This is a genomic window from uncultured Streptomyces sp., assembly GCF_947488945.1.
Classification (GTDB): domain Bacteria; phylum Actinomycetota; class Actinomycetes; order Streptomycetales; family Streptomycetaceae; genus Streptomyces.
Map to the genome: position 1 here is coordinate 118,959 of NZ_CANLBS010000016.1, position 25,887 is coordinate 144,845.

Annotated in this window: 21 protein-coding genes; 10 read left to right on the plus strand and 11 right to left on the minus strand. The window is 73.9% G+C overall.

Annotated features, from left to right (window positions below; genetic code table 11):
- Nucleotides 1-32: 32 nt before the first annotated feature.
- From Q0994_RS23670 to Q0994_RS23690, 5 genes are all read right to left on the minus strand, one after another.
- Complete coding sequence (locus Q0994_RS23670; RefSeq protein ID WP_299538096.1) at nt 33-1,556, minus strand: aldehyde dehydrogenase family protein; 1,524 nt, start codon at nt 1,554-1,556, stop codon at nt 33-35.
- Between the two features lie 123 nt (nt 1,557-1,679).
- On the minus strand, nt 1,680-2,936 hold the full coding sequence (locus Q0994_RS23675; protein WP_299538097.1) for a GAF domain-containing protein: 1,257 nt from the start codon (nt 2,934-2,936) through the stop codon (nt 1,680-1,682).
- 107 nt (nt 2,937-3,043) lie between these two features.
- On the minus strand, nt 3,044-3,625 hold the full coding sequence (locus Q0994_RS23680) for an N-acetylmuramoyl-L-alanine amidase (RefSeq protein ID WP_299538098.1): 582 nt from the start codon (nt 3,623-3,625) through the stop codon (nt 3,044-3,046).
- Between the two features lie 174 nt (nt 3,626-3,799).
- Nucleotides 3,800-5,074, minus strand: a complete 1,275-nt coding sequence (locus tag Q0994_RS23685; RefSeq protein WP_299538100.1) for an SWF or SNF family helicase — start codon at nt 5,072-5,074, stop codon at nt 3,800-3,802.
- A complete protein-coding gene (locus Q0994_RS23690) occupies nt 5,071-7,947 on the minus strand; it encodes a DEAD/DEAH box helicase (RefSeq protein ID WP_299538102.1) in 2,877 nt (958 codons plus the stop codon). Before Q0994_RS23690 ends, Q0994_RS23685 begins: the two co-directional genes overlap by 4 nt.
- A 290-nt stretch (nt 7,948-8,237) precedes the next feature.
- Between Q0994_RS23690 and Q0994_RS23695 the strand changes: the two genes are divergently transcribed.
- The 4 genes from Q0994_RS23695 to Q0994_RS23710 all read left to right on the plus strand — a co-directional run bounded on the left by Q0994_RS23695 (nt 8,238) and on the right by Q0994_RS23710 (nt 13,062).
- Nucleotides 8,238-9,332, plus strand: coding sequence for an acyl-CoA desaturase (locus Q0994_RS23695; protein WP_299538103.1), 1,095 nt, complete (start codon nt 8,238-8,240; stop codon nt 9,330-9,332).
- A gap of 95 nt (nt 9,333-9,427) precedes the next feature.
- Complete coding sequence (locus Q0994_RS23700) at nt 9,428-9,610, plus strand: hypothetical protein (protein ID WP_299538104.1); 183 nt, start codon at nt 9,428-9,430, stop codon at nt 9,608-9,610.
- 963 nt (nt 9,611-10,573) lie between these two features.
- On the plus strand, nt 10,574-11,545 hold the full coding sequence (locus Q0994_RS23705) for an oxygenase MpaB family protein (RefSeq protein ID WP_299538105.1): 972 nt from the start codon (nt 10,574-10,576) through the stop codon (nt 11,543-11,545).
- Nucleotides 11,542-13,062: an aldehyde dehydrogenase family protein gene (locus Q0994_RS23710; protein ID WP_299538106.1), complete on the plus strand. Its 1,521-nt coding sequence runs from the start codon at nt 11,542-11,544 to the stop codon at nt 13,060-13,062. Before Q0994_RS23705 ends, Q0994_RS23710 begins: the two co-directional genes overlap by 4 nt.
- Before the next feature lie 41 nt (nt 13,063-13,103).
- On the opposite strand, the gene Q0994_RS23715 is transcribed toward Q0994_RS23710, so the two are convergent.
- A complete protein-coding gene (locus Q0994_RS23715; protein ID WP_299538107.1) occupies nt 13,104-13,730 on the minus strand; it encodes a TetR/AcrR family transcriptional regulator in 627 nt (208 codons plus the stop codon).
- Between the two features lie 138 nt (nt 13,731-13,868).
- On the opposite strand from Q0994_RS23715, the gene Q0994_RS23720 reads away from it, so the two are divergent.
- Nucleotides 13,869-15,011, plus strand: a complete 1,143-nt coding sequence (locus Q0994_RS23720) for an acyl-CoA dehydrogenase family protein (protein ID WP_299538108.1) — start codon at nt 13,869-13,871, stop codon at nt 15,009-15,011.
- A gap of 75 nt (nt 15,012-15,086) precedes the next feature.
- Here Q0994_RS23720 and Q0994_RS23725 read toward each other — a convergent pair whose 3' ends face one another.
- The 3 genes from Q0994_RS23725 to Q0994_RS23735 all read right to left on the minus strand — a co-directional run bounded on the left by Q0994_RS23725 (nt 15,087) and on the right by Q0994_RS23735 (nt 18,202).
- The gene (locus Q0994_RS23725; protein WP_299538110.1) at nt 15,087-16,922 is read right to left on the minus strand and encodes a long-chain fatty acid--CoA ligase; all 1,836 of its coding nucleotides are present in this window, start codon (nt 16,920-16,922) and stop codon (nt 15,087-15,089) included.
- Between the two features lie 93 nt (nt 16,923-17,015).
- Nucleotides 17,016-18,041, minus strand: a complete 1,026-nt coding sequence (locus Q0994_RS23730; protein WP_299538111.1) for an LLM class F420-dependent oxidoreductase — start codon at nt 18,039-18,041, stop codon at nt 17,016-17,018.
- Complete coding sequence (locus Q0994_RS23735) at nt 18,041-18,202, minus strand: hypothetical protein (protein WP_299538112.1); 162 nt, start codon at nt 18,200-18,202, stop codon at nt 18,041-18,043. The genes Q0994_RS23730 and Q0994_RS23735 overlap by 1 nt, the downstream gene beginning before the upstream one ends.
- Nucleotides 18,203-18,481: 279 nt before the next feature.
- Here Q0994_RS23735 and Q0994_RS23740 point away from each other — a divergent pair, with 279 nt between their 5' ends.
- The gene (locus Q0994_RS23740; RefSeq protein ID WP_299538113.1) at nt 18,482-19,150 is read left to right on the plus strand and encodes a TetR/AcrR family transcriptional regulator; all 669 of its coding nucleotides are present in this window, start codon (nt 18,482-18,484) and stop codon (nt 19,148-19,150) included.
- 19 nt (nt 19,151-19,169) lie between these two features.
- Here the strand turns inward: Q0994_RS23740 and Q0994_RS23745 are convergent, their stop codons facing one another.
- A complete protein-coding gene (locus Q0994_RS23745; RefSeq protein WP_299538114.1) occupies nt 19,170-19,976 on the minus strand; it encodes a hypothetical protein in 807 nt (268 codons plus the stop codon).
- Between the two features lie 232 nt (nt 19,977-20,208).
- On the opposite strand from Q0994_RS23745, the gene Q0994_RS23750 reads away from it, so the two are divergent.
- The gene (locus Q0994_RS23750; protein ID WP_299538115.1) at nt 20,209-21,111 is read left to right on the plus strand and encodes an oxygenase MpaB family protein; all 903 of its coding nucleotides are present in this window, start codon (nt 20,209-20,211) and stop codon (nt 21,109-21,111) included.
- 20 nt (nt 21,112-21,131) lie between these two features.
- Here Q0994_RS23750 and Q0994_RS23755 read toward each other — a convergent pair whose 3' ends face one another.
- Nucleotides 21,132-21,743, minus strand: coding sequence for a class I SAM-dependent methyltransferase (locus Q0994_RS23755; RefSeq protein WP_299538116.1), 612 nt, complete (start codon nt 21,741-21,743; stop codon nt 21,132-21,134).
- 174 nt (nt 21,744-21,917) lie between these two features.
- Between Q0994_RS23755 and Q0994_RS23760 the strand changes: the two genes are divergently transcribed.
- The 3 genes from Q0994_RS23760 to Q0994_RS23770 all read left to right on the plus strand — a co-directional run bounded on the left by Q0994_RS23760 (nt 21,918) and on the right by Q0994_RS23770 (nt 25,820).
- Complete coding sequence (locus Q0994_RS23760) at nt 21,918-22,724, plus strand: MHYT domain-containing protein (RefSeq protein ID WP_299538117.1); 807 nt, start codon at nt 21,918-21,920, stop codon at nt 22,722-22,724.
- 79 nt (nt 22,725-22,803) lie between these two features.
- Nucleotides 22,804-25,389: a nitrate- and nitrite sensing domain-containing protein gene (locus Q0994_RS23765; protein ID WP_299538118.1), complete on the plus strand. Its 2,586-nt coding sequence runs from the start codon at nt 22,804-22,806 to the stop codon at nt 25,387-25,389.
- Entirely contained in the window at nt 25,386-25,820 is a 435-nt protein-coding gene (locus Q0994_RS23770) for a roadblock/LC7 domain-containing protein (RefSeq protein WP_299538120.1), read from the plus strand. Before Q0994_RS23765 ends, Q0994_RS23770 begins: the two co-directional genes overlap by 4 nt.
- The last annotated feature ends 67 nt before the right edge of the window (nt 25,821-25,887 follow it).

Sequence of the window (25,887 nt, forward strand, 5' to 3'; positions counted from 1 at the left end):
AAATTTCAGGTCAGGCGCCCTTTCGCATATGTCTAGAAGAATCCCTGCTTCGCCTCCGCGTACGACACCAGAAGGTTCTTGGTCTGCTGGTAGTGCTCCAGCATCATCTTGTGGTTCTCGCGGCCGATGCCCGACTGCTTGTAGCCGCCGAAGGCCGCGTGGGCGGGGTAGGCGTGGTAGCAGTTGGTCCACACGCGGCCGGCCTTGATGGCGCGGCCCGCGCGGTAGGCGGTGTTGATGTTGCGGCTCCACACGCCCGCGCCGAGGCCGTACAGGGTGTCGTTGGCGATGTCGATGGCGTCGTCGAAGTCGGTGAACGAGGTCACCGCGACGACCGGGCCGAAGATCTCCTCCTGGAAGATCCGCATCCGGTTGTCGCCCTCGAAGATGGTCGGCTGGACGTAGTAGCCGCCCGCCATGTCCCCGTCGTGTTCGATCCGTCGGCCACCCGTGAGGATCTTGGCACCCTCCTGCTGGCCGATGTCGAGGTAGGAGAGGATCTTCTGCAACTGGTCGTTGGAAGCTTGCGCGCCGATCATCGTGTCGGTGTTCAGCGGGTGGCCGGGCACGATCTTCTCGGTGCGGGCCACGGCGGCTTCCAGGAACTCGCCGTAGTGGCCGCGCTGGATCAGCGCCCGCGACGGGCAGGTGCACACTTCGCCCTGGTTCAGGGCGAACATGGTGAAGCCCTCCAGCGCCTTGTCCCGGAAGGCGTCGTCGGCGGACCACACGTCGTCGAAGAAGATGTTGGGGGACTTGCCGCCGAGTTCGAGGGTGACCGGCTTGATGTTCTCGGAGGCGTACTGCATGATCAGCCGCCCCGTCGTCGTCTCGCCGGTGAACGCGATCTTCGCGACCCGCGGGCTGGACGCCAGCGGCTTGCCGGCCTCCGCGCCGAAGCCGTTCACGATGTTGACGACGCCCGGCGGCAGCAGGTCCGCCACCAGGCTCATCCAGAGGTGGATCGAGGCGGGCGTCTGCTCGGCCGGCTTGAGGACGACGGCGTTGCCCGCCGCGAGCGCCGGCGCCAGCTTCCAGGTGGCCATCAGGATCGGGAAGTTCCACGGGATGATCTGGCCGACCACACCGAGCGGCTCGTGGAAGTGGTACGCGACGGTGTCGTCGTCCAGTTCGCTGAGCGACCCCTCCTGGGCGCGCAGCGCGCCCGCGAAGTACCGGAAGTGGTCGATGGCCAGCGGGATGTCGGCGGCCAGCGTCTCGCGCACCGGCTTGCCGTTCTCCCACGTCTCGGCGACCGCCAGCTCCACCAGGTTCGCCTCCATCCGGTCGGCGATCTTGTTGAGCACCGCCGCGCGGTCGCCGGGCGAGGTGGCACCCCAGCCGGGGGCCGCCGCGTGCGCCGCGTCCAGGGCGCGCTCGACGTCGTCGGCCGTGCCGCGGGCGATCTCGGTGAACGGCCGGCCGTCGACGGGGCTGGGGTTGTCGAAGTACTGGCCCTTCGCCGGCGGGACGTACGCACCACCGATCCAGTGGTCGTAGCGCGACTCGTACGAGACGATGGCGCCCTCGGTGCCCGGCGCGGCGTATCGGGTCATCTCTGTGGCCTCCCGGACCCGGCCGCCCGCCGTTGGACGGCCTCTGGGAGGAGGCTAGGAAGCGCGACGTTGCAACGCCGTTGCGCTCGTGCGGTGCCCGCGTCGGCCGGGCGCGCCTCCGCCTCAGCGGCGGCCCAGTTCCGCGTCGAGGGAGCGCGCGCGGGCCATGGCCGCCGGCCGGCAGGCGGGGGCGGCCGACGCGGCCAGCGCGTGCCACACCGGCAGGTCCTCCTCGCCCCACGGGCTGTGCGCCCAGTCCGCCAGCAGCCCCGGATCGCCGCGCGACAGCAGCGCGGCCCGCAACTGGTCGGTGAGGCGCTCCCGCAGCCGTACGACGACCGGAGCGCGGGAGGCGGGCAGCAGCGGACCGGCGTACGCGTCGAGGGCGGGGGCGAGCGCGCCGGAGGAGAGCCGGCGGGCCACCGTGTCGAAGTCGGCGTCCACCGGCGCGGTCAGCCGGTACGGCCGCGAGCGGAGCAGTTCGGGGCCCAGCAGGCGGCGCAGCCGGGAGAGTTCGGCCCGCAGGGTCACCGGGGTCACCGACTCGTCCTCGTACAGCTCCACGTGGAGTTCGTCGCCGCCGACGCCCTCCGGGTGCCGGGCCAGCGCGACCAGGATCTCGCTGTGCCGGCGGCTCAGCCGGACGGTCCGTCCGTGCGCGACGAGCACCGCCTCGTCACGGCCCAGCGCGCTGAGCCGGACCGCGGCCGCCGACGGGGGCGGGGCGAGGAGCGCGAGCTGCGACTCGGCGGCGCGGGCCACCGCCTGGACGAACGCCAGGCTGTGCGGATGGGCGAGGCGGTGTCCGCCGGTGATGTCGACGGCACCCAGCACCCGCCCGGTGTGCGGGTCGTGGACCGGCGCGGCGGCGCACGTCCACTGCTGCACCGGGCGCAGGTAGTGCTCGGCGGCGAACACCTGCACCGGCCGGTCCACGGCGAGTGCGGTGCCCGGGGCGTTGGTTCCGGCTGCGGACTCCGACCACCGGGCGCCCTCCACGAAGTTCATCCGGCCCGCGCTGCGCCGGGCCGCCGCGTGGCCCTCCACCCACAGCAGCCGGCCCTGCGCGTCGCACACCGCCAGCAGGTGTTCGCCGTCCGCCGCGTACGCGCTCATCAGCTCCCGGATCACCGGCATGGCGGGGGCCAGCGGGTGGGCGTCGCGGTACGGGCCGAGTTCGTCGGGCTCCAGTTCCACCGCGGGGGCGCCGTCCGGGCTCACCCGGGCCCTCGCCGAGCGGCGCCAGGACTCGCCGACCACGGTGCGCACCGGCCGCTCCAGGCGGCCCGCAGAGGTGAACGTCTCATGTGCGTGGCGCAGCGCGCCGAGCCGGTCGCCCGGGTCCGCGCCGCTGCTCAGGGCCACCCAGGGGTCCGTCACTTCGTCCTCCCGTCCAGTGGCTTCGTGTGTTCCATCGTGGTCGGCGGGAGGGCCCGCGACAAGACGCGTGCGCGGCCCGGATGCAGCTCACCCGAAAGGGTGGGTCATTAGAACTTGTTGACGAGGTGCAGGTAGTGGTCCCAGTCCCAGTGGATCCCCGGATCGGTGTGGTCGCTGCCGGGCACCTGGTGGTGGCCCACGACGTGGTCACGGTCCTTGGGCACGCGGTGGCGGTCGCAGATGCCGGCGGTGAGCCGGGCGGAACCCGCGTACATCGCCGGGGTGAAGTACTCGGGGGCGTCCACCCAGCCCTCGTGCTCTATCCCGATGCTGCGGGTGTTGTAGTCCCAGTTCCCGGCGTGCCAGGCGATGTCGCGCTCGGCCACGCACTGCGCGACGTAGCCGTCCCCCGAGCGCACCACGTAGTGGGCGGACACCTGCTTCGCCGGATCCCGGAAGATGCCGAGCGTCCGGGTGAAGCTCTGCTGCGCCACGTGCACGACGACGAACGAGACGGCGCGCACGGAACCGGGCCCGGCGGCCGTGTAGTTGGCCGCAGCCGCCGGGAAACCGTGGGCCTGCGCGGTGTCGGTGGGCCCCAGCGGCGCGGTGGGGGCGCGCACGGAGGCCGGGGCGAGGGCCGACACCGCGACGAGTCCGGCGCCCTGGAGGATCGTTCTGCGGTGCATCGTCGGTGCTCCTGGGGGCGGTACGGGGTCGGTTTCCGGGCCTTGCGGGGCCCGCGGCACGCGCCCGGAGCCCTGCCCCGGACGACGCCCCGCACCGGCCCGCGGTTCCCGGGCCCGCGGTTCCCGCCACCGTGCCTGCGCCCTCGCTCGCGCCCGCCCGCCCTCCCCGCGTCCTCACTCCTCCGCCCGCGCCCCCTCCAGCGCGCCCGCCGGGTCGGCGGCGGCGGGCCCGGCGGGCACCCAGCGGCCGCGCTCCCTGGCGTACGGCCACCAGCGGCCGTCCCGGCCGAGGCGGAGCTGGGCGTCCCGGCCCCTCACCGTCCACCGGTTGCGGACGTTGCGGAACCGGGGCCGTTCCTCCGCCTCCCAGGCGGCGTCGAGCGCCGCCCGCGCCCGGACCGCCGCCTCCGGATCGAGGTCCCATTCCTCCTCCAGGGCGGCGAGCGCCCCGGCCCCGCCGTACCGCCAGGCCCGTAGCGCGGTGTCCAGCTCCGACCGGGTCCGCGCGGTCCCCGCCGCGAGCCGGGCGACGATTGCCTGCGTCGTGTGCGCCGACGAGGCCAGCCGTACCGCGTCCTGACGCTCCGTCAGTGCGGCGGGGACGGGCTGACGCGCGTGCGCGGGCGCGAGCGCCTCCGCCAGCATCCGGTGTGCGCGCGCCGCGGCGTCCGACGCCAGCGCCTCCAGTGCCGCCGGGTCGAGACCGGGGGCGGGGCCGGGCTCGGTCAGCAGGGAACGCGCCTGCCCGGGCTCCGGGGGAAGGGGCGGGGGAGCGGGCAGCGCGGGCAGCGCGGAGGCCGCGGCGAACACCTCCTCCGCCGGTACGCCGACCGGCCGTGCCGGTCCCCTCCGGTCGGCCCCGGCCGACTCCTCGACGGCCAAAGCCTCGCTGCGGGACTGGAGTTCGTCCAGCAAGTCCCGCTCCCCGCGCCCGCGCAGCAGCAGCAACACGAACGGGTCCCGGTCCAGCAGCCGGGCCACCTGGTAGCAGAGCGCCGCCGAGTGCGGGCAGTGGTCCCACGCCTCGCAGCCGCACTCCGGTTCCATGTCGCCGATGCCGGGGAGCAGGTTCACCCCGGCCTCCGCGGCGTCCTCCACCAGGTGCGGCGGCATCTCCCGTTCCAGCAGCGCCGCGATATGACCGGCGCGGGCGGCGGCCATCCGCAGAAAACGGTCCCACCCCTCCTCGTCCAGCGTCTGGAGCAGCACGTCGCTCCGGTACGCCGAACCGTCCGGGTCGCGGACCACCGCGGTGATCCGGCCCGGCCGCACCGACACCGCCCCGACCCGGCCCTCCCGCGCCAGCCTGCGCCCCTTCTTCAGCTGCTGTCCGTCGAGCGCCGTGTCCTCCAGCGCCTTCAACCACGCCCGGCCCCACCAGGAGACGGCGAAGCTCCGCCCCGGCGCGGGCGCCGGCGCCGCGAAGATCCGCTCGTTCGCCCCGCTCATCGCGTGCCCCCTCGCAGTTCCACCAGATCGGCCAGTTCGGCGTCGGTGAGTTCGGTCAGCGCCGCCTCCCCGGAGCCGAGGACCGCGTCCGCCAGCCCTTGTTTACGGGCGAGCATCTCCGCGATCCGGTCCTCGACGGTGCCCTCCGTGATCAGCCGGTGCACCTGTACCGGCTGGGTCTGCCCGATCCGGTACGCGCGGTCCGTGGCCTGGGCCTCCACGGCCGGGTTCCACCACCGGTCGAAGTGCACCACGTGTCCGGCCCGGGTGAGGTTGAGCCCGGTGCCCGCCGCCTTCAACGACAGCAGGAACACGGGGGATTCGCCCTCCTGGAACCGGCGGACCATGTCCTCGCGGCGGGCGACGGGCGTTCCGCCGTGCAGGAACCGGGTTCGCACCCCGCGGGCCGCCAGGTGCTCCTCCAGCAACCGCGCCATCGCCACGTACTGGGTGAACACCAGCACGCTCGCGCCCTCGGCGAGGATCGTGTCGAGGAGTTCGTCGAGCAGCTCCACCTTGCCGGACCGCCCGGCGATCCTCGGCCGCTCCTCCTTCAGGAACTGAGCCGGGTGGTTGCAGATCTGCTTGAGCGAGGTGAGCAGCTTCACCACCAGGCCGCGCCGGGCGAACCCGTCCGAGCCGGAGATCTCGGCCAGCGTCTCGCGCACCACCGCCTCGTACAGCCCGGCCTGTTCCAGCGTCAGCGACACCGTGCGGTCGGTCTCCGTCTTCGGTGGCAGCTCCGGGGCGATGCCGGGATCCGACTTGCGCCTGCGCAGCAGGAACGGACGGACGAGCGCGGCCAGCCGCCCGGCCGCCGCCGGGTCCTCGCCGCTCTCGACGGCCACGGCGTACTTCCGCCGGAACGTCCCCAGCCGGCCGAGCAGACCCGGGGTCGTCCAGTCGAGGATCGCCCAGAGTTCGGAGAGGTTGTTCTCGACCGGAGTGCCGGTGAGGGCGACCCTGGCCCGCGCACCGATCGTCCGCAGCTGCCGGGCCGTCGCCGCGTGCGGGTTCTTCACGTGCTGCGCCTCGTCGGCGACCACCAGGCCCCACCCGGTCTCCGCGAGCCGGGCGGCGTCCAGCCGCATGGTGCCGTACGTGGTGAGGACGAACTCGCCGGGTGCGAGAGCGTCGAGGGAGCGCGCGGTGCCGTGGAAGCGCCGTACCGGGGTGCCGGGGGCGAAACGTTCGATCTCCCGCTGCCAGTTGCCCATCAGCGAGGCCGGGCACACCACCAGAGTCGGACCGGCCGTGGCGGGGTCGTCCTGGCGGTGCAGATGAAGAGCGATGAGCGTGATCGTCTTCCCGAGCCCCATGTCGTCGGCGAGGCAGCCGCCGAGGCCGAGCGAGGTCATGGTGTGCAGCCAGTTCAGACCGCGCAACTGGTAGTCGCGCAGCGTCGCGCGGAGCGCCGCCGGCTGCTCGACATCGTGCTTCCCGGCCTCGGCGGAGGCGGTGACACGGGCCCGCAGCTCCTCCAGCCAGCCGGTGGCGGCGACCTCGACGCGCCGTCCGTCGACCTCGGTGGAGCCGGTGAGCACCGCGCCCAGGGCGTCCACCGGGGTGATCGACCGCTCCCGGGTCGCGGCGGCGTGCCGGGCCTCCTCCGGGTCGACCAGGACCCACTGGTCGCGCAGCCGCACCACCGGGCGCGCGGCCTCCGCCAAGCGGTCCAACTCCTCGCGGGTCAGCCGCTGGTCGCCCAGCGCGAACCACCAGCCGAACGACAGCACCGCGTCCGGGGAGAGGACGGCGGGTGCGTCCGTCGCCGGCCCCGGCCCGTCCGTGTCGGGCGGGCCGATCACCGCGCGCGCCGTCAGTTTCCGGGCGAGCTCCTTCGGCCAGTGCAACTGGACGCCGGTCGCCGCGAGCGCGCGGCCCGCCGGGCCGAGCAGTTCGCCGATCTCCTCGTCCGCGGGCTCCACGGAGTCCGGCACGGCGGCCGACAGCAGCGGCGACAGCGGGGGCCAGGTCCTGGCGGCCCGCCGCAGCGCCGGCAGCGCGTCCATCCGGGCCCGGGGGCCGAGCGCGCGGGCGGCGGGCGTGGCTCCGGCCCACACAGCGGCCGCGTCGGCCACCAGCGTGGGATCGGCGAGGCTGTGGAGCTGCGGCACCACCCGGAATGAGGGCGCGGGGGCTCCGTCCGCGTCCCCGGCTCCGTCGGTGAGCCCCGAGACCTCCACCCGCAACGACAGCCGTACGCCCGCGTCGTGGCCCGCCGCGACGTCGGCCGCCCAGCCCCGCCGGTCCGGCAGGTGCTGGGGCCGGGTGCCGGCCCAGGCCGGTCCGCCGGCCGCGAGCGGGGCGGCCGGGGTGCGGGGAAGGCCGTCCGCGACCGCGTCGAGGAAGGCGCGCAGCAACGGTTCGGGTTCCCGCAGCAGCACGGGGGACACCGGCGCGGCGTCCGGCCCCCCGACCGGCACCGCGTGGGCGGCGGGCGGCATGGCCGCGGCCAGGGCGCGTACCCGCTCCAGGTCGTCGGCGGACAGTGGGCCCGCCCGCCATGCGTCGTGGTCGGACGCGCTGAGCCCCGGCAGCAGCAGCCCGCGCGCCGCGAACTGCAGGGCGAGCAGTCCCGCCGCACCCCAGAACGCCACCGACCCGGTGACTTCCGCAGCCGTGCGCGCCCGGGTGAGGACCGGCAGTGCCTCGGCCACCGGCAGGCACAGCGCCGACACGGGGTGCGGGGCGGCGCCGGGGCGGGCCACCGTCACGCTGCCCGCGGTATCGGGGACGTCCGGCAGCGGTTCGCCGTCCGGGTGCCAGAACGCGACCGTGCCGGTGCGGGCCGGGTCACCGGGGAGAAAGACCGCCTCGCAGCGGGAGAGCCGGGGGAGCAGGGAGAGCGTTGCCGCCGGGAGGCCGTGCACAGCGTGTCAGAGTCCTCAAATTTGACTAGTGGGGTTCGCGGTCGCCGAGGGTACTGCATCCCGGGCCCGGACAGGTGCCGCCGGACGACGGCGGAGGCGTGCGGAGAGGCACCGCCGCGCACCGTGCGGGTGCCCGTGCCAGGGCGGGGGTGGCGCTGACCGGCCGCCCGGAGGAAGGGGTAACCCCCGTGCGTACCGGGAGGGTGGCGCCATGGCTGCGCCGGGGTGCCGGACGTTACGTTTCACCAGGTCAGGACAGCTATCCGCACCCCTCGCAGCCCGGAGACGCCATGCCCCACGCCGTGACCATCCTCCCGGACGACGCTCCCGGCCCGCGCGCCTGCGACGGCACCGGGCAGCAGGGCGCGGGACCCGCGCCCGCCCGCGAACCCGCGGCGGGCAGCGACTTCGCGCCGCTGCTCCGCGTCGTACGGGGCCAGGGCCTGCTCGAACGCCGCCCCGGCTGGTACGCGGCCCGGGTCGCCGTGAACCTCCTCGGGCTGGGCGCGGTGTCCGCGGGCGTCCTGCTGCTCGGCGACAGCTGGTGGACGCTGACGCTCGCGCTGCCGCTGGCCGTGCTCTGGGCGCGTACCGCCTTCCTCGCCCACGACGCCGGGCACAGCCAGATATCGGGGAACCGCACGGTGAACCGGGCCCTCGGTCTCGTCCACGGCAATCTGCTGCTGGGCATGAACGAGGCGTGGTGGAACGACAAGCACGTCCGTCATCACGCCCACCCCAACCACGTCGACAAGGACCCCGACGTCGGGGTCGGCGCGCTGGTCTGGACGCAGGGGCAGGCGGCCCGGCGGGTGGGCTTCGCCCGCTGGGTCACCCGCAACCAGGCCCGCCTCTTCTTCCCGATGCTGCTCCTCGAAGGCATCGCCCTGAAGGTCTCCGGCTTCCGGTACCTGCGCCGGCAACCCGTGCGTGACCGGGTCCTGTCCGCGTCGCTGATGACGGCCCACCTCGTGTTCTGGGGCGCGCTGTTCCTCGCGGCCATGCCGGTCGGCAAGGCCGTCGTCTTCGCCCTGCTGCTGCACGCGCTGTTCGGGCTCCATCTCGGCGCCGCCTTCGCCCCCAACCACAAGGGCATGGAGATGCCGGACCCGGACGGCGACCGCTGGGGACACCTGCGGCGCCAGGTCCTCACCTCGCGCAACGTCCGGGGCGCGGTGCTCACCGACTGGTTCCTGGGCGGACTGAACTACCAGATCGAGCACCACCTCTTCCCCAGCATGCCGCGGCCCCACCTCCGGCTGGCCCAGCCGCTGGTCCGCGCCCACTGTGCGGCCGTCGGCGTGCCGTACACCGAGACCGGGCTGGTCGAGTCCTACCGGCAGGGTCTGGCCCACCTGCACGAGACGGGCGCGCCCCTGCGCTGACCGGCGCCGGACCGGTATCCGCAGCGCGGAACCGATCCGCGCGCGCGAGCGTTCCAGACAGAGAAGCGGCTCGTGCCGCGGAGGAGGCGTGTGTCATGTCGAACGGTGCGAAAATCGCCATCGGGGGAGTCGTCGCCGCGGTGATCCTGATCCCGTTCATCGGGTTCTGGTGGTCCCTCGCGGTGCTCATCGGGGTGCCCGCCGTCGGGTATCTGATGCTGGACCCCTCCCAGCGTCGCCGGCTCCGCCGGGTCGGACGCAAGCAGATAGGCCGCTGAGCGCGACCGCCGCGGCGGGCCACGTGGCGCCCCCGCGGCGGCGTACGCGTTCCCCGAGCCCGTTCCGTCCCCCACGCCGCCCGGCCCGTGACGGCGGCGTAGGGACCGCTTGAGGGCGTCGCCCCGGCCGGATGCGACCGGCGGCTTCGGACGTGGCCGCCACGCGTGCGGCGTCTTTCCCGCGCCACTGGTCGGTGCCTCGTGGTGCGGCCGAGCGGCGCCGGCGTCCCGCCCGAGCCGCCCCTCCTCGAGGGCGCGCTCGTCGCCGTACATCCCCAACTGGGTTGCTTCCAGGGAGTGTTCGGAACGGCCCTCCCGGGGCCGAGCGCAACGCCGAGTGGGCGCCGGCGCCGACCGCCGGGCGTGCCGCCTTCAGTGCCAGGGCCGTCGGCAGCGACAGCAGCAGCTGCACGTTACCCGCGACGTCCTACGACGGACCCCGCAGCGAAAGGGACCGGCTCACTCGCGGCCTTTCTGGTCACCACGCTTCCGGCGGTCGTCGTGCGGCGGGGCGCCGGAGTGTTGCGCTCACGGCCGAGGCGTTTTCAACTCCACCGGGTGCCACGGGAGTTGGAACAGCGACCTGGGTGCGGCAGAACAGTCATGGCTCCTCCGCTTCTTCGTGTGTCCGAGGTATTGACGCGCCCGTTGAAACAAGTCGATAGTTTTTGTATCTTCGGATCATCGGTGGCATCCGGGCGCTCCTAGCCGTCGTCCCGACCGCAGGAAGGAGGCCCGCATGCGTGACCGACGTACTGGCTTACGCCGTGTCGCCGCAGGTGAGAGCCAGGCCGACCGACAGCCGACAGCCGAGCGTCGTGACGTCCGCCCTCCGCACCCGGCGCCCGGCGGCGCCGGGCCTCACCCGGCCGCAGGCGCGGCGGACGGCGGGGTGGACCGACGCCGGGACGGTGCACTTCTCCGACCTGACCACACGCAGCGGGCGACGACAGGAGACAGACCATGGGCCGCTACAGCCGCCTCCACCGCATGGAGCGGATGGATCCGCAGAAAGACTACGAGCAGATCTTCCGCTGGATCACCCAGTACGAGTTCCCGTGGGACTACCTGCAGGGCGTCTCGGTGGCCTTCCTGCGGGACTACGGCGTGCCGCGCATCTCCCGCCTCCTCGACCGCACCCAGGAGTTCGAGCGGGCCGGGCAGAAACGCTACGACGACACGGTCCTGATCGCCAACGAACTGGTCCAGGACGGCATGGAGTCCGAGCGCGCCCGCGCCGCCGCCCGCCACCTCAACCGCATCCACGGCCGTTACCGGATACCGAACGAGGACTACCTCTACGTCCTCGCCACCACCGTCGTCGGTCCCAAGCGCTGGATCGACCGCTACGGCTGGCGCCCCCTGTGCGAGCAGGAGACCGAGAGTATGGCGCTGGTCGGGCGGCGGATGGGCGAGATGATGGACATCGACGGGCTGCCCGACGACTATGCCGGATTCGCCCGTATCCACGACGAGTACGAGGCGAGGATGTTCGCCTACGACCCCGCCAACCGGCGGGTCGCCGCCGCCACCCTGCGGACCGTCACCTCGTGGTATCCGGGCGCCCTGCGGCCCCTGGTCGCCCGCGCCTCGCTCGCGGTGCTGGACGACGAACTGCTCGCCGCCCTCGGGTTCCCGCCCCAGCCGCCGCGGGTGCGCGGCGTCGCGCACCGGGCACTGCGCACCCGTGCCGCCGTCGTACGCCGCATGCCGGCCCGGCCCGGCCGGTACCCCTACCGCGCCAAGCCCCGCAGTTACCCGTTCGGGTGGACCCTGGACGACCTGGGCCCGCACTGGGCGCACTCCCGGCCGACGCACCCCCTGCCCGACGAGCGCACCGGCGACGCCGGACACGAGACCCCCACCGGATCGGCCGCGACGACGGCGACCGACGGCACCACCGCGCCACTGACCACACCTCAGGAGCACCGATGACCGAAACGGCACCCCCGGCAGCTTCGGCCTTCACCGTCCACGCGCCCGGCACCGGCAAGCCGCTCGCCGACCACCCGGTGCACGGCCCGCGCGAGGTCGACGCCGCCGTGGACCGTGCCAGGTCGGCGGCGACCCGTTGGGCGGCGCTGTCCGCCGCCGGGCGCAAGGGCCGTCTGACGCTGTGGCGGCGCTCGCTCGCGGCCCACCTCGACCGCATGGCCGAGACGATCGCGGCGGAGACCGGCAAGCCCGTCGGCGACGCCCAACTGGAGGTGGTCCTCACCCTGGAGCACCTCGCCTGGGCCTCCCGCAACGCCGGACCGCTGCTGCGCAGGCGCGGTGTGGGCACCGGCCTGCTCGCCTCCAACCAGCGCGCCACCGTGGTCCACCGGCCGCTCGGCGTCATCGGGGTGATCGGGCCCTGGAACTATCCGCTGTACACCCCGATGGGCTCGATCGGGTACGCCCTGTCGGCGGGCAACGGCGTGGTGTTCAAGCCGTCCGAACTGACCCCCGGCACGGGCGTCCTGCTGGCGGAGCTGTTCGACGAGGCGGTGCCGGAGTACGCGGGGCTGCTCACGGTCGTCACGGGTGCCGCCGGGACCGGTGACGCGCTGGCCCGCTCCGGTGTCGACAAACTGGCGTTCACCGGCTCGCCCGGAACCGCGCGCAAGGTGATGGAGGTCTGCGCCCGGTCGCTGAAGCCGTTCCTGGCCGAGTGCGGCGGCAAGGACGCGACGATCGTCACGGCCGACGCGGACCTCGACGCGGCGGCCGACGCCGTGGTCTGGGGGGCGATGAGCAACGCCGGGCAGACCTGCGCCGGAGTCGAACGCGTCTACGCGGTGCGGGAGGTGCACGCCGCGCTCTGCGAGAAAGTGGTGGAGCGGGTCCGCGCGCTGCCCACCGGACCCGGTGCGGACTCGGCCTACGGTCCGATGACGCTGCCGGGGCAGACCGAGGTGGTGCGGCGTCACGTGGAGGAGGCGCTGGCGGCGGGCGCGCGTGCCCTGTTCGGGGGCTCCGAATCGCTGCCGACGGCCGGGGAGGAGCGGACGGTCGGGGAGTTCGTCGGCCCGGTGGTCCTCGCCGACGTGCCGGAGGACGCCTCGGCGATGCGGGAGGAGACGTTCGGGCCCACGGTGGCGATCAATGCCGTGGCCGACGTGGACGAGGCGGTGCGGCGGGCCAACGACTCGTCCTACGCCCTCGGAGCGACGGTCTTCTGCGGCAACGGCCGCACGGGGGCGGAGATCGCCGCACGGCTGCGGGCCGGGGCGGTCTCGGTGAACTCGGTGCTGGGCTTCGCCGCCGTGCCGGGCCTGCCGTTCGGCGGGTCCGGGGACTCGGGCTTCGGACGGATCCACGGCGCGCAGGGGCTGCTGGCGTTCACCGCCCCGCAGTCGGTCACGGTCCAGCGCTTCGCGCCGCCGGTGAACCTCACGTCGTTCACCGCGCCGCTCGCCGCGCGGGCACGCGCGGTGGCCATGGCGCGCTGGATGCACCGGCGCCGCTGATCCGCCGCGGGGGAGCGGGCCTGCCGGTCCGGCGCCGGGGATCAGGCGTCGACGAGGGGGGCGAGGTACCGGCGGGCGAACGCACGCGCCTGGTTCTCGTCCTCCATCTCGATGCAGCTCGACGGGTTCAGCAGGAAGGACACGGCGACCCGGACCATGAGTTCGGCGACGGGCCGGGGGTCGGAGTCGGGGCGGCCTCCGGCCCTTCGGGCGCGCCGCAGATGGGCCGCCAGGTACTCGGTGGTCGCGGAGAGCATGGGGCCGCCCTGGACCGTCAGGTAGGGCAGGACCACTTCGGGTTCGAGGCGGAGCAGACCGCCGAGGAGGGGGTGGCTCCTGGTGTGCCGCAGCGCCACCACGAAGCCCTCGACGACCCGCTCGTGCATCGTCGGCAGGGGGGCCACCGCCGCGTCCAGCCTCTCGAAGAAGAGGCTTCCCTCGCGCAGCAGACACGCCTCCACCAGGCCGTCCTTGGTCTGGAATCGCCGGTAGACGGTGACCCGGGAGACGCCGGCCCGCTTGGCGACGTCGTCCACCGAGGAGCGGCGCAGGCCGAAGGTCGTGAACTGTTCGAGCGCGGCGTCCAGGATGCGCGCCGCCACCTTTTCGTCGGTCTTGGGCCGGGCCAGGGTCCGGGCCAGCAGCGAGTCGTTCGCAGGAATCTTCATGGTGCTTCTCACGATACCGCCCCAGCGGTGTCCGAGAAACTAAGAAACAACTAGCATTGCTTTGTAACATGCTTGGCTATTGGACACACCAGCTCGGTGGTGGCACACCCGTGCCGCCACCGGAACGCGGAGGACCTCATGGGCAGTCGTCTCACCCCCGAACAGTCCGACTTCGTCGCGGCGCTCCGCGACTTCGCCAAGCGGGAGTGCGGCACGCGCGAGCAGCGTGACGCCCTGACCGGCGGCGGCCGTGAGCCGCACAACGCCGAGCTGTACGCGCGCCTCGCCGACCTCGGCTGGCTCGGCGTCTGTCTGCCCGAGGAGTACGGCGGCGCGGGCGGCGGCCTGTCCGAGGCGTGCCTGTTCCTGGAGGAGACCTCGTACGGCATGGTCCCGGCCGGCGGCTTCATCACCAGCGTCATCACCGCCAAGGCCTACGAGCGGTTCGGCACCGAGGCGCAGAAGAAGGAGGTGCTCGGCGGCGCGGTGCGCGGCCGGATCCTCTCCATCGCGATGTCCGAGCCGGCCGCCGGCTCCGACGTCGGCGCGCTGGCCTGCCGGGCCGTCCGGGAGCCGGACGGCGGCTGGCTGATCGACGGTCAGAAGACCTGGATCTCCAACGCCCACATGGCCGACGGCGGCATCCTGCTGGTGGCGCGCACGGGCGGCGAGAAGCACGCCGGCCTCACCATGTTCCACGTCCCGGCCGGCACCCCCGGCGTGGAGGTGCGCGGCATCGAGACGATGGGTGGCCGCGAGGTCAACGACGTCTTCTTCACCGGCGTGCGACTGCCCGCCGACGCCGTCGTCGGGGAGGTCGACAACGGCTGGCGTCAGCTGATGGCGGGCCTCAACTACGAACGCCTCTTCCTCGCCGCCAACATGCTCGGCCTCGCGCGCCGCGCCTTCGACGACGCGGTCGCCTACGTCCGCGAGCGGGAGCAGTTCGGCCGCCCCGTCGGCTCATTCCAGGCCATGCGGCACCGCGTCGCAGACCTCGCCACCGAGATCGAGTGCACCCGGCTGCTGGTGCGCGAGGTGGCGGCGGACTGCGACGCCGAGCCCGACCGGCTGTTCCCGCGCGAGGCGTCCATGGCCAAGCTCAAGGCCACCGAACTGGCCAAACGCGCCGCCCTCGAAGGCATGCAGATGATGGGCGGCTACGGCTACGCCACCGAGTACGACATGGAGCGCCACCTGCGCGCCGCGGTCGTCTCCACCGTCTACGGCGGCACCAGTGAGATCCAGCGCGACGTGATCGGCAAGAGCTACGGCCTCTGATCCTGCGGCGTCCCGGCGAAGGCGGGCGCCCCACCTCCCGTGGGTGGGGCGCCCGCCTTCTCGCGTGCCGGACGGTCAGTCCCCGTACAACTCCGTGAGCACCTCGGCGTACTTGTCCCGGATGACCACCCGGCGCATCTTCAGCGACGGCGTCAGCTCACCGGTCGCCGGGCCCCACTCCTGCGCGAGCAGGGCGAACCGCTTGACCTGCTCGGTGCGGTTCAGCCGCGTGTTGGCCGCCGCCACCGCCCGGTCCACCTCCGCCCGCACCTCGGGGTGCGCCGCCAGGCCGGCCAGGCCGATGGACGCGTCGATGCCGTGCGTCCGGGCCCAGACCGGCGCGGACTCCGCGTCCAGCACCAGCAGCGCCACCAGGTACGAGCGGTTGTCGCCGTGCACCAGGGCCTGCCCGATCAGCGGGTGCTCCTTGAGGGTGTTCTCCACCAGGGCGGGGGAGACGTTCTTCCCCGTCGAAGTGATGATCATTTCCTTCTTCCGGTCGGTGAGCCAGACGAACCCGTCCTCGTCCAGCCGGCCGATGTCCCCGGTGTGCAGCCACCCCTCGTCGTCCAGTCCGGGTCGCAGCGAGCCGTCCGCGTCGAGATAGCCGGTGAACACGGACGTGCCCCGCACCTCGATCTCGCCGTCCTCCGCGATCCGCACCTCCACGGACTCCACCGGTTTGCCGACGGATCCCAGCTTGAAGCCGGTCCGCGGGCTGTTGGTGGTCGCCACGCCGGTCGTCTCCGTCAGCCCCCACGCGTCCATGATCACGATGCCGAAGCCCGCCCAGAAACGGACCACGTCGATCGGCATCGGCGCCGACGCGCTGGCCGCCCAGGCCACCCGGTCCAGGCCGCCGGCGGCGAGCAGCGGCAGCAGCACCTCGGTGCGCGCGCGGGCGTAGGCCGCCTCCAGTTCGGGCGGCGGCTCCTCCCCGCGCTCCCGGAAGCCCACGTGCTCGCGGGCGACCCGCGCCGCCTCCTCGATGATCGCCTGCTGGTCCGCCGGCAGCAGTGACAGGATCGAGCGCACCGCGGCGGAGAGCTTCTCCCACACCCGCGGCACGCCGAAGAACTGTGCGGGGCGCACCTTGCGCACGATCTCCGCGACGCGTGCCGGGTCGTCGCAGAGGTAGACGTGCGACGCCCGGTGGCACGGCAGGTAGATGCCCAGCATGCGCTCGGCGATGTGGGCGAACGGCAGGTAGCAGATGTGCTCCACGTGCGCCGGCAGCTCCACCACCGCGTCCAGCGAGTGTGCGTTCGCCAGGATCTGACGGTGGTTCAGCACCACGCCCTTGGGTTCCCCGGTGGTGCCCGAGGTGTAGACGACCGTGAGCGGGTCCTCCGGACGGGCCGTGTCCAGCGACTTCGCGAACTCCTCCGGCACGGGCTCCCGGCCGAGCGCCGCGTACGGCAGGTGCGGGCCCTCCGCGCCGGGCTGGACCACGACCAGCCGGGACAGCGGCGTGTGCGGATCGTCGACCAGCGGAGCCCACAGCTCCACCTGCGCAGGGCCCTCGACGACCGCGACGCGCGCCCGGCAGTTGCGGGCGATGTGGGTGATCTGCTCGGGCGCCGACGTCCCGTACACGGTGACCGGCACCGCGCCCAGGCGGGCCAGCGCCAGGTCCGAGAGCCAGTGCTCCGGGCGGTTCGACATCATCAGCAGCACGTGGTCGCCGCGGCCGACGCCCAGCGCCGCGTACCCGGCGGCGAGGTGGCCGGTGTGCTGCCGGACCTCGGCCCAGGTCAGGGTCGCCCAGCCGCTCTCGTCGGCTCCGGCGCCGTCGGCCTCCTGCCAGGACAGCGCCGGCAGATCGGCGTAGAGGCGGGCGTTGCGTTCCAGCAGCAGCGGAAGGGTCTGCTCCGCCGCTGCTTCCCCAGTCGTGCTCGGGGCTGTCGTCATCTAACTCGGCCTCCTGGCGTGGGCGGTTCGGGGGGGTGTCTTGGTGGGGCGGCGCGCCGACGGAGGTCGGCTGCGGGGTCGGAGGGCCGCAGGTCACAGCCAGCTCTTGACCTGCTCGATCAGCCGCGCGGGCTCCGGGCCGACCGGGGTGACGTTGAGCATGGTCACCCCGGCGTCGCGGAAGGCGTCGACGCGGTCGCGCACGTAGCCGGCGGATCCGGCCAGGCTGACCCGTTCGCAGAGTTCGGCGGGGACCGCCGCCTCCGCCTCGCGCTTCCGGCCGGCGAGGAAGTGCTCCTGCACGGCTGCGGCCTCCGCCTCGTACCCGTACGCGCACGCGAGGTCGTAGTAGAAGTTGCGGCCGGGTGCGCCCATGCCTCCCACGTACAGGGCGATCGTCGGGCGCATCAGGTCGCGGGCCGCCTCCGCGTCGTCGCCGATCGCGAGCAGTCCGCCGGCGACGACGTCCAGCGGGCCGAGCGACGGGTCGCGCCGTGCCGCGCCCTCCGCGAGGGAGGCGCCCCAGACCTTGCCGGCGTGTTCCGGGGTGTAGAGGAACGGCAGCCACCCGTCGGCGAGTTCGGCCGTCATACGCACATTGGCCGGGCCGAGCGCCGCCACGTACACGGGGACGGTGTCGCGCACCGGGCGGGTGAGCAGCTTCAGCGGCTTGCCGAGGCTGCCGCCCTTCTCCGGCGGGAGCGGCATGTCGGTGATGCCGTGGTGCTCGATCACCTCGCGGCGCAGGATGCGCCGGGTCAGCCCGATGGTCTCGCGCGTACGGCCGAGCGGCTTGTCGTACCGCCGGCCGTGCCAGCCCTCGACGACCTGCGGGCCGGACGCGCCGATGCCCAGCAGGGCGCGTCCCTCGGTGAGGGCGTCCAGCCCGGCCGCGGTCTGCGCGATGAGGGCGGGGGTGCGGGAGTACACGTTGAGGATGGCCGAACCGATCTTCATGCGCGTCGTCCTGGCGGCGAGATAGCCCATGATCGTCGGGGAGTCGAAGCCGTAGGCCTCGGCCACCCACACGGCGTCGAGACCGGCGGACTCCAGAGCCGCCGCCCCATCGGCTGCGGCACGGGGGTTGCCCGCATAGGTCAGGGGCATGGAGAGTTCCATCAGGCGACGTCCTTCACGACTGTGGTCGGGGTGCGGGTCGGGGAGAGCGGGTCCGGCTCCACGACCGGCGCCGGGGAGCGGTGGTCGGGGCGAAGGGCGGCCCCGCACGCTCCCTCGGACTCATCGGTTCCCTTCGCGGGGTTGATTCGGTACGCACTCACGAGGAACGTACTGAACGTTCGCTAAGAAGGTATGAGGAGTCGAAGAGGCGGTCAACGCTTGGGACGGCATCAATTCTCCGCAGCGCCTCGAAGTCTTCGATGCGCAACATCCGGGTGGACGCTCGGTGTTGGTGTGCCGGACCTGGAAGGCTGCGCCCGCCGCGTCCGGTCCGGGCGTCCCCGAGAGGCTACTGAGCGGTCGTTAAGCAATCAAACGATGGTGTTCCGTGTCCGTGGACGTACGATGCACCGCGTCGCCGCACCGTCCGAGGAGAACCGTTGACCACCGACCCGAGCCAGGCCACCGCTCCGCCGCAGCACTGGCGCGCGTACGGGCCGCTCGAACTCCACCCCATCCTGCTGCACGCCATGCAGGCGTTCAACGAGCATGGCTACCACGGTACTTCGGTGCGCGACATCGCCGCCCGGGTCGGTGTCACGGTGCCGGCGCTCTACTACCACTACGCCAACAAGCAGGCCCTCCTCTCCACCCTGCTGGAGGCGTCCGTGAAGGACGTCCTGGACCGCTGCCGGGCCGCCGCCGCCGAGGCGGGCGACGAACCGCTGCCCCGCTTCCGCGGCATGGTGGAGTCGATCGTGCTGTACATGGCGCACCGCCGGGGGCTCGCCTTCCTGGACACGGAGATCCGCAGCCTGGAACCGGAGAACCGGGCGCGGTACGTGGCGCTGCGCGACTACCTGGAGCACATGCTGCTGGACACGGTCCGCGACGGCATCGCCCGCGGGGTCTTCACGACGCCGATCCCTGCCGACGCGGTCCGGGCGGTCCTCATCATGTGCCAGGGCGTCGCCAACTGGTACAGCCCGGACGGTCCGCTGACCGCCGAGGAGGTGGCCGAACGGCACGTCCTGCTCAGCCTCGGCACCGTCGGCCACCCCGGCGTGCTCCGGAGCGGCGAGGTGGTCCGGCAGCCCCGCGGGCACTGACCCGCGAAGGCCCGCCCCGTCACGCCGGGCGGGCTGCGAGCTCCGCGAGTCCGGCGAGCAGGGACGGGAGCTCCGGACCCCGGCGTACGGGTATGACCTCGCCGGGCTCGTCGTCCAGCAGCAGGAACGCCATGTCGTCGGTGCGTGCGACCAGCGACCAGCCGGGACCGTCGGCCCGGACCGTGCGCGCGGCCTCCGTGGCGAACTCCGTCCGGACCCGGCCGGGCGGCGGCGCGTCGTCGAGGTATCCGCGCGCCTCGGCGAGTGCGCGGCGCACCCCGGGGTGGCCGCCGGAGGAGACGGACGCCGACGGGGCGCCGGGGCCGGACGGCGGATCCTCGATCCTGCCCCGCCAGGCCGCCCAGTTCGCGCCGACCTCGTCCGCGCCGAGCCGCCGCACCGCCGGCCCCCAGGTCTCCGCGTCCGGCGGTGACAGCGGGGCGGGGCCGCCGGGCTCCGCCGGTTCCGGATCGTGCGGGGCGGGCACGCCCGGCGCGGACACCGCCAGCGCCAGCGGCCAGCCCGGCAGGGCGGTCACCATGCTCCGGTCGTCGGGGCTGAGGTCGTACTCCATGCCGCAGTCCCAGGCGGCGATCGCGCCCGCCACCAGCGACACGTCGTCCACCACCACGGTCCAGCGCGCGCCCGCGCCGTCCTGGCCCAGTACCAGGCCGTAGCCGTCGGCGAAGGGTTCGAGCGACAGAGCGGCGCAGGCCGCCACGTAGTCGTCCCCCAGCACGCCCGGGAAGCGCTCCGGGGTCAGGAGCAGCGCGGACAGCACGTACAGCGCGTCGTCGTCGGCGATCGTGTCGTCCGTCCCGCCCACGATGTCCTCCTCGGTCGTTCCGTGTGTGTCGGTCGGCGCACCTTAACCAGTGGGTAACCTCGCCGTCGAGGGTGGTGGCGCACCGTCCCGCCCGCGTGCGGCCCGTGCGCGGCACCCGGACGGGAGCCCGCCGGACCGGGGCGGGCGTGTGCCGGGAGGCCGCCGCCGCGTCCCGGCGCGGGGCCGTCGCGCGTAAGGTGGGAGTTCCGCCACGCGAAGGGGGATCCGGACCATGAGGCGCTTCGACCGGCTGAGGCAAATCCAGCGCATGGACCCCGAGCGGGACTTCATGGAGATCTTCCGGCTGACCGTGACCTGCGAATTCCCCTGGGACGTCACCCGGGCCCTCGAACTCGCCCTGTACCGCACCTATGCGGTCCCCAGCATCGGCGGACTCCTGGCCACGACTGCGGAGCTGACGGACCGTCCGCAGAAGCGCTACGACGACACCTCGCTGCTGCTGGACGCGGTGGTCGAGCACGGTTTCGACAGCGAACCGGGCCGGACCGCCATCCGCCGGATCAACCGGATGCACCACGCCTACGACATCTCCGACGACGACATGCGGTACGTCCTGTGCACCTTCGTCGTGGTGCCCAAGCGCTGGATCGACGCCTACGGCTGGCGGCGGCTCTCGGGACACGAGGTGCGTGCCATCGCCGCGTACTACCGGACGCTCGGCGCCCACCTGGGCATCCCGGACCTGCCCCGCGACTACGAGGGCTTCGAAAGGACCCTCGACGCCTACGAGGCCGAGCATTTCGGCTGGGACGAGGGGGCGCGCCGTGTCTCCGACGCCACCCTGGAGCTGATGGGCTCCTGGTACCCGGCCCCGCTGGCTCCCGTGGTGCGCGGCGCGGCCCTCGCCCTGCTCGACGAGCCGTTGCTGCGCGCCTTCCGCTACGCGTCGCCGGGGCCGGTGGCGCGCGGGCTGACCCGGGGCGCGCTACGGGCGCGGGCCCGTGTCGTGCGCCTGCTGCTGCCGCCCCGCGCCACGCCGCACTTCGCCCGGCAGAACCCGGAGATCAAGGGCTACCCCGACGGCTACGAGGTGGCCGGTCTCGGCACCTTCCCCGTGCCGGGCGTGCGCGGCTGCCCGGTGCCGCACGCCGGCGCGCGGGACGCCGCGGGCTGACGGGGCGGCGCCCCGCCCCCTCACCCGCCGGCAGGCGAAGTCCGCACCGCCAGCACCAGATACCGGTCCGGCTCGTCCGCGTACGAGGTCATCCGCCAGCCGGCCCGCTCCAGCAGCGGTTCCAGCACCGGGCGGGCGCGCAGGTCGTCCGGCCCGAGGACCCGCCCGTGCCGGGCGGCCAGCGCCGCCCGGCCGACCGGATGGAACAGCGCCAGCCGGCCGCCCGGCGCCACCACCCGACCCAGCTCCCGCAACCCCTCGGCCGGCCGGGCCAGGTGGGAGACCAGGCCTGCGCCGAAGACCGCGGTCAGCGCCCCGTCGCGCACCGGCAGCCGCGCCACGTCGGCCAGCAGCAGAAAGCCGTCGGCGTCCCGGCCCGCCCGCGCCGCCTCCGTCAGCATCCGCGCCGTCAGGTCGGCGCCCAGCACCGTGCCCCTCGGCCCCACGGAGGCCCGCAGGGCCGGCAGCGCGCGGCCGGTGCCGCACCCGGCGTCCAGCACCGCGTCGCCCGGCCGCAGCCCCAGCGCGCCGACGGCGGCGGCGTACGCGGGCCCGTCGTCGGGGAACCTGGCGTCCCACCCCGCTGCCCTGACGCCGAAGAAGTCCTGCACACGGGTCTGATCGTCGGACATGAGGACATGATCCCGCACTCAGGGACGGAACGACACGATGCGGACCGAGAACGTGCGATCAAGGACATGAGCACGCGTCTCCCGGTCGCTCGGCAATCTCTATCTGTCATATTCCGCCAGCTTTCGAAACTAGCCCCGAACGTGCGCCTGCCTCCGGGCTAGCGTCCGGGACTTATGGGACACCTGGACCACGCCGCCTTCGGCTGGCTGACACCCGTGCTGTCGTACGCGATGGCTTCGATCGGCGCCGCCCTCGGCCTGCGCTGCACCGTCCGTGCGCTGGCCGCCACCGGCGCCTCGCGCCGCAACTGGCTGCTCACCGCGGCCTCGGCCCTCGGCACCGGCATCTGGACGATGCACTTCGTCGCGATGCTCGGCTTCGGAGTGACCGGCACCGAGATCCGCTACGACGTGCCCCTGACCCTGCTCAGTCTGGCCGTCGCCATGGTGGTCGTCGGCGTCGGCGTCTTCGCGGTGGGACACGGCAAGGACCGCAACCGCTCGCTCATGATCGGCGGCCTCACCACCGGCGCCGGCGTCGCGAGCATGCACTACCTCGGCATGGCCGCCCTGCGCCTGCACGGCACCGTCCGCTACGAACCCCTGATGGTCGCCCTCTCCGTCGCCATCGCGGTCGTCGCCGCCACCGCCGCCCTCTGGGCCGCACTCAACATCCACACCCCCGGCGCGGTCGCCCTCGCCTCGCTCGTGATGGGCGCCGCCGTCAGTTCCATGCACTACACCGGGATGTTCGCCGTCGCGGTGGACGTCGCCCCCGCCCCCGGAGTCCTGCCGGGCGCCACCGTGATGCAGTTCGTCTTCCCGCTGACGGTCGGCCTCGGTTCCTACCTCTTCCTCACCTCCGCCTTCGTGGCGCTCTCTCCGACCGCCGAGGAATCCGACGACTTCGCCCGCGCCGTCGCCGAACGGGCCCGGCACACCGAACGGATCACCACGGGCGACACCGCCACCGCCTCCTGAGCCACCCCGCCCCGCCGGCTGCCCGGCACCCGCCGCGCCGGCCCACGCAGCCGCCCATACACCCCGGAACGAGGAGGCCATGCGCCCACCCCGCCCGCCCCAGGCTCCCGCCGCGCCGCACGACCGGGCCATACCCGCCGCACGCGGACGGCGTGCCCACGCGGGACCGCCGGCCGACGAACGCGGCGAGCAGGACGCCGCGCCGACGGAGACCGGCCGCCGCGCCCGGGGGTCGCTGCTGCGCCCCCGGACCGTGCGCGCGAAGGTCCTGTCCCTGCTGATGGTGCCGGTGGTCTCGCTGCTGGCCCTCTGGGGCCTGGCCACCGTCACCACCGCGCAGGAAGTCGCCCGGCTGCGGCAGGCGGAACGCGTCGAGGACACCGTGCGAGCCCCCGTCCAGCAGGCCGTCGCGGCGCTCCAGACCGAGCGCCGCGCGGCCCTCGTGCAGCTAGCCGCCCCGGACGCCGAGCACGCCGCGGCGCTGGAGACCGCGGCCGGGCGCACCGGCGAGGCCCTGGACCGGCTCAGGATGGGCGAGGACCACACCGTCGCCGACACCGGCAGCCTCCCCTCCCGCCTCGCCGGCCGGGTCTCCACCCTCCTCGACGGCACGGACCGCCTCACCCCGCTGCGCGCCGGGATGCTCGACGGCCCGGCGGACGGACCGGAGACGGAGACCGCCTACCTGGCGTACACCGAGGCCATCGAGTCGGCCTTCCGCGTCTCCGGCGCGCTCACCGGCATCCAGCAAGCCGGCACCGGCTCCGACGCCCGCGTCCTGCTCGAACTCGACCGGGCGGGCGAGATGCTGTCCCGCGAGGACGCCCTGCTCGCCACCGGGGCGCTCACCCGTACCCTCGACGGCACCGCGCTGCGCCGCTTCACCGGCGCGGTCGAGACCCGCCGGCTGCTGATGTCCTCCGCGGGCGCCGACCTCCCCGGCACCGAGCGGACCGCCTGGACCGCGCTCACCAGGAGCACCGCCTACCGCACCGTCGCCGCGGCGGAGGAAGCGGTGCTGGACGCCGGTTCCGGGCGGGACGCCGCCCGCGCCGTGGCCCCGGGCACCTGGGAACGCGCCGCCGCCGAGGTGCGCGAGGAGCTGCGGGAGGCCGGGACGGCGGCCGGCCGACGGGTCGCCGACCGCTCCGACCCGCTCGCCCGGGGCCTGCTCAGCCCGGCCGGAGCCGCCGTCGCCTTCGGCTTCCTCGCCGTCGCCGCCGCGCTCGTCATCTCGGTGCGCATCGGCCGCGCCCTGGTGGTCGAGCTGATGAGCCTGCGCAACAGCGCCCTCGTCATCGCCCGCCACGAACTGCCCCGCGCCATGGAGCGGTTGCGGGCCGGCGAACAGCTCGACGTCAAGGCCGAGGCCCCGCCGCGCAGGCCGTCCCACGACGAGATCGGCCAGGTCGGGGAGGCCCTCGACATCGTGCACCGGGCCGCGCTCGGCGCCGCGGTGGAACGGGCCGAACTCGCCAGCGGTATCTCCGGCGTCTTCGTCAACCTGGCCCGCCGCAGCCAAGTGCTGGTGCACCGCCAGCTCCACCTGCTCGACGGCATGGAGCGCCGCGCCGACGACCCCGAGGAACTCGCCGACCTCTTCCGGCTGGACCACCTCACCACCCGGATGCGGCGGCACGCGGAGAGCCTGATCATCCTCTCCGGCGCCGCCCCCGGCCGTGCCTGGCGGATGCCCGTACCCCTCACCAACGTGGTGCGCGCGGCCGTCTCCGAGATCGAGGACTACGCGCGCGTGGAGGTGCGGCAGCTCGCCGACGCCTCGGTGGCCGGCGCGGCCGTCGCCGACCTGACCCACCTGCTGGCCGAACTCGTGGAGAACGCCGCCCAGTTCTCGCCCCCGCACACCAAGGTGCGGATCAGCGGTGAACCCGTCGGCAACGGCTACGCGCTGGAGATCGAGGACCGGGGGCTCGGGATGGGCAAGGAGATCCTCGCCCAGGCCAACCGGCGCATCGAACAGTCGGAGGCGCTGGATCTGTTCGACAGCGACCGCCTCGGCCTCTTCGTGGTCAGCAGGCTCTCCGCGCGCCACCGCGTCAAGGTGAAGCTGCGGACCTCTCCCTACGGCGGCACCACCGCGGTTGTCCTGCTGCCCACCGCCCTGCTGCACACCGGTGCCGCCGAGACCGGTCAGACGTCCGCCGGTGCGACGCCGTCCGATCGGCCGGAGCCACCCGCCGCGGCCCGGCCCGGCGCCCGCGTCTTCCCGCCGCCCGTCGCCGTACCCGCGCTGGAAGGGGTCGCCGCCGGCCCGGACGGGGACCGGGGGCGCGCGGCCCGTGCCGCGGCCGCCCGGCCCGTCCCCGCGCTCGAGCAGCGCGAACACCCCGCCGCCGGCGTGCCGGCCGGCGTGGCCGTCCGAGCGGAAGAGCCGGCGGACGACGACCTGCCGCGCCGGGTCCGCCAGGCCCATCTGGTGCCGCAGCTCCGGACCGTACGGCCCCCGGACCCCGCCGAGGACCCCGGCGCAGCACCCCTGCCCGCCGTCGGGGAAGGGCCCCTCCCGCAGGAGCGCACCCCCGAACAGGTCCGCGACCGGATGACCGCCTACCGGGCGGGCTGGGCACGCGGCGGCGGTCCCGCACCCGGCCGGCCCCGTTCCGTGCCCGCACCCGGCCCGACCCCCGAAGGAGAACGCGGATGACCGTGGACGGAAGGACTGCAGTGCACAACAGATCCGGTGAACTCGACTGGCTGCTCGACGATCTGGTGAACCGCACGGCGGACGTACGGCACGCGGTCGTGCTGTCCGGGGACGGTCTCGCGGTCGGCGCGTCCGGCGGGCTCAGCCGGGACGACGCCGAACACCTGGCCGCCGTGGCGTCCGGTTTCCACAGCCTGGCCAAGGGGGCGGGCCGGCACTTCGCGGCCGGGGGCGTGCGTCAGACGATGGTCGAGATGGACGACGGCCACCTCTTCGTCGTGGCGGCCGGGGACGGGTCCTGCCTCGCCGTGCTGAGCGCGGCCACCGCCGACATCGGCCTGGTGGCCTACGAGATGGCCCGGCTCGTCAAACGGGTCGGCGAGCACCTGACGACACCGCCGCGGCTGCTGCACCCGCACGCGGCCGGGTGAGGAACGGAGAACGGCTGTGTGGATCGACGAGGGCGCGGAGGACGAGTACGGCGTCAGGGACCCCTAC